The organism is Lactococcus sp. UBA7128 (assembly GCF_002492185.1).
GTDB lineage: Bacteria > Bacillota > Bacilli > Lactobacillales > Streptococcaceae > Lactococcus > Lactococcus muris.
On the sequence record NZ_DKXK01000060.1, the window covers coordinates 49,587 to 56,487 of the forward strand.

At 41.4% G+C, this 6,901-nt stretch carries 5 protein-coding genes; all 5 read right to left on the reverse strand.

Annotated elements, in window-relative coordinates; all coding sequences use genetic code 11:
* Nucleotides 1-36 precede the first annotated feature (36 nt).
* Nucleotides 37-1,941, reverse strand: coding sequence for an ABC-F family ATP-binding cassette domain-containing protein (locus B4H39_RS06705; protein ID WP_251420752.1), 1,905 nt, complete (start codon nt 1,939-1,941; stop codon nt 37-39).
* 137 nt (nt 1,942-2,078) lie between these two features.
* The gene (locus tag B4H39_RS06710; RefSeq protein ID WP_251420751.1) at nt 2,079-2,561 is read right to left on the reverse strand and encodes a glutathione peroxidase; all 483 of its coding nucleotides are present in this window, start codon (nt 2,559-2,561) and stop codon (nt 2,079-2,081) included.
* Between the two features lie 71 nt (nt 2,562-2,632).
* A complete protein-coding gene (locus B4H39_RS06715; RefSeq protein ID WP_251420749.1) occupies nt 2,633-3,391 on the reverse strand; it encodes a magnesium transporter MgtE N-terminal domain-containing protein in 759 nt (252 codons plus the stop codon).
* A gap of 106 nt (nt 3,392-3,497) precedes the next feature.
* A complete protein-coding gene (locus B4H39_RS06720; RefSeq protein WP_251420747.1) occupies nt 3,498-3,704 on the reverse strand; it encodes a hypothetical protein in 207 nt (68 codons plus the stop codon).
* 74 nt (nt 3,705-3,778) lie between these two features.
* Nucleotides 3,779-6,535 (reverse strand): cation-translocating P-type ATPase, encoded by a 2,757-nt coding sequence (locus B4H39_RS06725; protein WP_251420744.1) that lies wholly within the window; start codon nt 6,533-6,535, stop codon nt 3,779-3,781.
* Nucleotides 6,536-6,901 lie beyond the last annotated feature (366 nt).

Consider the following 6,901-nt stretch of genomic DNA (forward strand, 5'->3'; position numbering starts at 1 on the left):
ATTTCTTTCTGATAGATTATTTTTTCTGTTTCAGCATCATAAACTTTCCAGACTCTCCATTACTTCCAGTAAATTCATCTCGGCTTCTTCTTTTTGTACAGCCAGTTGATCCAGCTCTGCTTGGAGTTCACCCAGTTTAACAAAATCATCTGTTACCTCTAACATGGCGTGTGAAATTTCTTCGCTTTGCTTTTCCAAAGTGGCAAGCTTTTCTTCTGCAGCATTGACTTCACGTTCTAATCTTCGGCGGATTTTCTGCGCCTCTTTCTGCTGTGCATAGTCCATCTGACCCGCACTTTCTGGCTTTTCTTCCCAAACAACTTCTTGATGCGCCTCTTCTTCTTGAAGTTTTTTCTCCAAATAGTAATCATAATCGCCCAGATAAAGTTTACTTCCTTGTGGCGATATTTCGAGGACTTTGGTTGCCACACGGTTAATAAAATAGCGGTCATGACTGACAAAAAGTAAGGTGCCGTCAAAGTCTATCAAGCTATTTTCTAGCACTTCACGGCTATCAATATCCAAGTGGTTGGTGGGTTCATCCAATACAAGAAAATTGTCATGTTGCAGGGCAAGTTTTGCCAAGAGAAGGCGTGCTTTTTCTCCCCCGGATAACATCGAAACGGTCTTTTTCACATCTTCACCGCTGAAAAGGAAAGCGCCTAAAAGATTGCGAATCTCTACTTCTGGTAAAAGACGATGTTCATTCCAAATCTCGTCAAGAACACTATTAGAAGACGTTAGACGTCCCTGTTCTTGGTCATAATAGCCTAAGTCGACATTGGCACCAAGCTTTACTTGACCCTTAAGAAGAGGAATTTGACCCACAATCGACTTAATCAACGTTGTTTTCCCGATACCGTTTGGTCCTACAATAGCAATAGCATCGTGTTTTCGTGTATCGATATTGATAGGCTCGGACAGCACTTTATCATAGCCTACAGCTGCATCCTCCACCGTAAGGACGATATTGCCCGACTTTTTAGCTGGAGAAAAAGTCATGTGTGCAGCAGCTTCACTTCCGGTTGGTGCTTCGATACGTTCCATCTTTTCCAGCTTCTTCTGACGAGATTGGGCACGTTTTGTTGTGGAGGCACGAACCATGTTTCGAGCAACGAAATCTTCTAGTCTTTCGATTTCTTTTTGTTGCTTGTCATAGTTTTTTTGCTCAGTGGCGAGCATCTCTGCCTTGAGTTCGATATATTTACTGTAATTCCCCGCAAAGCGTGTCAGCTTGCCGCGTGAAATCTCTAAGGTCTCAGTGACAACCTTATCCAAGAAATAACGGTCGTGACTGACAATCAAAAGACTTCCTGAATAGTTTTTCAGGTAAGTTTCTAACCAAGCCAGTGTTTCAATATCCAAATGATTGGTTGGTTCGTCCAAAATCAGCAAATCAGGCTTTTCTAAAAGCATTTTTGCCAGAGCTAATCGCGTTTTTTGTCCGCCAGATAAGGAAGAAATGGCACGGTCCCACATCTTTTCATCAAAACGAAAACCATTAAGTACTGACTTGATCTCTGCTTCATAGGTAAAACCGTTGGCTTGACGGAATTCCTCGGACAAAGCATCATAACGGTGCATCAAACTCTCTAAGTCGGCACCCGTTAATTCAGACATTTGCATCTCCATCTGACGCAATTGTTGCTCTGTTTGGCGAAGTTTTTCAAAGACCGTCAACATTTCTTCAAAAATAGTTAATTCTGAAGAAAGTCCTGTATCTTGAGCCAAATAATTTAAATGCAAGTCCTTGACTTTAGAAATCGACCCGGCAGATGGTTCCTCAACCCCTGCGATAATCTTCAATAAAGTCGATTTCCCCGCACCATTTCGTCCGACTAAAGCCATGCGTGAGTGGTCCTGAAGATTAAAATTTATATTTTCAAATAAAACATCGCCACCAAAAGTGCGTGCTATCCCGTTTCCTTGTAGTAAAATCATTCTTCTATTTTAACATAAAAATGTTGAAGGTAAAGGACCTGCCTCATGAAATCAATATAACTTAAGAATGTTACACTAAGTCCCCATAAATTCTAGTCAGAAAATGAAAAAAAAAGAGAGCGCTGGGCTCCCTTTGTTTATACTGTCTTCAGTTCTTGTACAATATCTTTGGCAATTTTTTCGGGTATTGTGGTTGGCGCGTAACGTGCAACAACTTCCCCTTGGAGATTAATTAGAAACTTGGTGAAATTCCACTTGATATTCTTGCCTAGAGGGCTACCTTTTTCCTCTTTTAGCCAAGTGTATAATGGACTTTCGTTTTCTCCATTGACATCAATTTTTTGGAAACGAGGGAAGGTCGTGCCGTAGTTAAGGCTGCAAAATTGATTGATCTCCTCGGCTGTTCCTGGAGCTTGTTCTTTGAACTGGTTGCAAGGAAAGTCAAGTATCTCTAACCCCTCATCTTTGTACTCCTCATAGAGCTTTTGGAGTCCGTCATATTGTGGTGTAAAGCCACACTTTGTAGCAGTATTGACAACGAGTAACACCTTTCCTTCATAAGCAGAGAGAGAAACATCTTCTCCTTGACTCCCTTTGACAGTAAAATCATAAATCGACATAAGAACTTCCTTTCTGTATGGCTAGAATTGCTATTGATTATAGCACTTGCTCTATAGGCTGTCAAAGGATACTACTTTCGCATAAAAACTTTAAGGCGCTGAATCTCATCGAGGGTAAAGGTAAGGATGCCGACCAAACGCTCCTCCTCATCCGTCACAGCTAAAGCGATCAGGTCAAGCTCCTTTACCTTCTGGGCGACCTGTTCTTGGTCGTCCGATGTTTTAACAGAGAACGGCTGTTGAGACATTACATCCTGGATAAGCACCTTAGGGTTTACTGTCAAAAGCTGCCCTAGAGTGATGAAGCCTTGAAGTTTTTCCTGCATATCAACGACAAAGAGGATATAGATGTTTTCTTTACGTCGTGCTTCATCCGAAACTTTAGACAGGGCTTCCTCCTGTGTCAACTCTCCCGTCAAAGTCACATACTCTGTCGTCATGATTCTTCCTGCGGTTTCTGGTGTATAGGCTTGAAGTTTGAGTGTCTCCTCTCGGTTTGCAGCGCTTAAGATACTTAGAAAACTCTTGAACTGCTTCTCCGGTAATCGATCAAAAAGCTTCACCCTATCATCAGGCGAGAGCTGGTTCAGGATACTCTGTACCATCGGTGGCTTGAGTGTGGATAAAAGATTTTTTTGCTGGCTGATGCGCAGTACTTTAAACAACTCGAGCGCTTTATCTTCCGCTAGAGCTTCAAAGAGACTGCCTTGTTCATCAATCTTTAAGTGCAGCAAGATCTCTTTCAACTCGTGTTTGGGCAGGTCTTGCAGCATGGCTTGAAGTTTTTTAAACTCTTTATTTCTAATATAATAGCCTATCAGTTCTTCCATGGTGGTTTTCCTCTTTTGCATTTCTCTCTAAATTCTAATACTTTTGTTATAAACCACCAAGCGATATAAAAAGACCGAAGGAGCCTTCGGTCTTTCGTCATCTTCCTTATTTTCTGCCCCGTATCACATAGCCGCAAACAAACCCAATCAAGCCCACAGCAATAATACCGTAGAACATGGGAATATCAATAGTGAAAAATAGCATATTTATCCTGACAGGCGCAAAGTTCAGGACTGCAAAGGTAAGGACAAGCAAAAGAATCAAGAGAACCAAAATTCTTTTTGCTGTGAAAAAACTTTTAACTTTTTCCATATGTAAAGTTCCTTTCCAAGATTATTATACTGCTATTTTAGCATAATCTCTTATCCCCTCTCAAAAAGTTCCTCTTACCAAATTTTGACGTTAAAGACTTCCTTAATCCCCGATAAGATAAAGGTTGGTAAGGCCGGTACAAAGAGGACGAGAAGATAAACAGGTAAGCTCAATGGCGCAGTTCCCATGACAACATTAAAGAATGGAATTATCGTTACTAAGAAAGAAGAAATTCCTGCAAAGACAACAGCAAGGACTAAACGTGGATTGCCGAATGGATTTCTTCTGAAGAGAGTTTGTGAACTTCTTGCATCAAAAACATGCCATAATTGCCCATAAACGAGGGTTAAGAAGGCAACCGTTTGTGCTTCATTGCTTGACATGCCTTGTTTGGCTGCCCAAACAAAGGCGACAAAGACCATCAGCCCCATGATTGTCCCACGTATCAAAACCCTCGACCATGTGTAGTTGGCAAGGACAGACTCTTTTGGATCACGCGGTTTTTCATTCATAATGTCTGACTCGGCGACATCGTATCCTAGAGCAAAGGATGGTACGGCATCACTGACCATATTGACCCAAAGGACCATTAAGGCTGTTAAAGTCGGTGTTGTATAGTCAACATTACCGATACTTACAGTGAAGAAAAGCAAGCCCAATATCAGGGAAAGCACTTCTGCGACATTGGTGGTCAACTCATGACGGATAAAGTTCTTAATGTTGGCGTAAATCGTTCTTCCGTTTTCAACTGTTTTTTCGATCGTCGTAAACTTGTCATCAAGTAATATCAAGTCGGCAGAGTCCTTGGTTACCTCAGTTCCCGCGATACCCATGGCTATACCAATATCAGCTGCTCTCAGGGCGGGTGCATCATTAACACCGTCACCTGTCATCGCCACAACTTCTCCGTGTTTTTGCAGTTGCTTCACTATTCTTTGCTTGTGTTCAGGAGAAACCCGCGCATAAACATTTGTCGTTTTAACGGCAGTGTAAAGTTCTTCATCTGTCATTTCTTCAATTTCGATACCTTTGATGACTTTAGCCTCTTTGGATTTTACAATACCTAGATTATAAGCAATCGCACGTGCTGTATTCTCATGATCGCCTGTAATCATAACGACTTCGACACTGGCATCTTGCAATGTTTTGACAGAGTCCTTAACTTCTTCACGAGCAGGGTCAATAATGCCTGCGACACCTGTCAAGATAATATCTTTCTCTAAATCTTCCAGCTTGCCTTGTTCTGCTTCTTCCTTGCTGAGGATACGGTAACCTACCGCCAAGGTACGCAAAGCTTCATTGGCATAGTCATTTACGGTAGTGATAAATTTTTGTTTTTCACTTTCTTCGGTATTTAATTCACCATCAATCAAAAGGGCACGACTTTTCTCAACCAGAACATCTGGCGCTCCCTTGATATAGAGAAGGTAGTTGTCGCCTTTTTTGACGATGACACTCATTGTTTTACGGTCACTGGTGAAGGGCAGTGTCCTGATGAGCACGTGCGATTCTAAAAGTTGAGTTTTTGTGCGGCCAGCTTTTTGCCCTAAAACGGTCAAGGCAATTTCAGTTGGATTACCAAAGGGCACGAATTTTCCTTCAACTTCTTTGAGATCTGACTCGTTACACAAAAGGGCGCCAGCGATAAAGGCCGAAAATGAAGAAGCTTGCTCGTCTTCGGACAGACTACGAATTTCCCCTTCTGGAGTATAGCCCAAACCAGAAACTTCATAGTATTGACCGTTTGTATAGAAATGTGTAACGGTCATTTCATTTTTGGTAAGTGTTCCTGTTTTATCTGAACAGATGTAGGAAGTGCTTCCTAATGTTTCCACACTGTTAAGTGACTTGATAAGCCCCTTATTCTTCGCCATTTTGGCAGCGCCAATCGTTAAAACAATCGAAAGCACAGCAGGTAGAGCATCAGGTATAGAGGCTACAGCTAAGGCGATTGAGGTTGATAAAACAGATGTAATTGATGCTATGCTTAATTCACCAGCTTGGATGATACCCACTACGAGAGTAAAGACAACGATACCTGCTGAGACTAGCATCAATGTTTTGGTTAACTTATGAACCGTATTTTGCAGCGGCGATGTCCTGTTTTCAACAGCTTGAATCAACTTGGCAATTTTACCAAGTTCGGTATGTTCACCAACAGCCACAACAATCCCTAAGCCTTGTCCACCAGAAACGCTTGAACCGGAGAAGCCCATATTATGACGATCACCTAGCTCTGTCGTCTCGAGAATTGCCTCTGTATGCTTGCTGATCGCATCTGCTTCTCCAGTCAAATGTGACTCGATAACTTGGAGTTCATTGGTTTCAATCCAGCGGACATCTGCTTCGACAAAATCTCCTATAGAGGCTTTGACGATATCGCCTGTGACAAGTTCCGTTGAGTAGATTTTTTCAAACTGCCCATTTCGTAAAACGGTCACATAACGGTTGTTCATCTCTTTAAGTGCATTTAAACTTTTGCGCGCACTGATTTCTTGATAGAAACCTAAAAAGGCATTGATAAGAATTAAGATTAAGATCGCAATGGCTTCATACATTGCTTCTAGACCATGCTTGCTGTCATTTTGAAAGTGAAAGGCATGGTAGGAGCTCACAAATGATAAGGCAACCGCTCCGAGTAACACAATAACAATCGGTTCTTTAAAACTTTTAAGAAATGTGGCTAAATATGATTCTTCCTCTTCATCAGGAAGTTTATTTTCGCCATAAAGCTCTCTTTGCTTCAGGACTTGTTCGTCAGTCAGACCTGTTTTTGGGTCCACCAAAAACTCCGCAATAACTTCTTCTTTTGCTTTTTTATAAAATTCCAAAAGCTTCCTCCTTGTATTTTCGACAGTTAGGGTTACACTTCGCTTTTTCTTAGACAATCTAAAGAAAAAAGAATGTAAACAAAAAGGACGCAAGCTATCAAAAAACCTCCTCCTTACCCTCGGAGGAAATCTCTTGAAGCTTGCGCCCAACCTATATTTATCGTCTATTTAGTTTTGAGTGAATGGATAGAACTCCCAAACATGTCTTTCTATTGTATCATAATCTTAGGATTTTTTAAAATTTTTTAAGCATTTTGTTTTGCATATCACTGCAAGACTTTTCCAGATATTCGCCTCTGAAAAATCACTGGGTTATTATTTCTATATGTTTGATGTCCATGCACCGTCTTGGTCGCGGAGGATGAG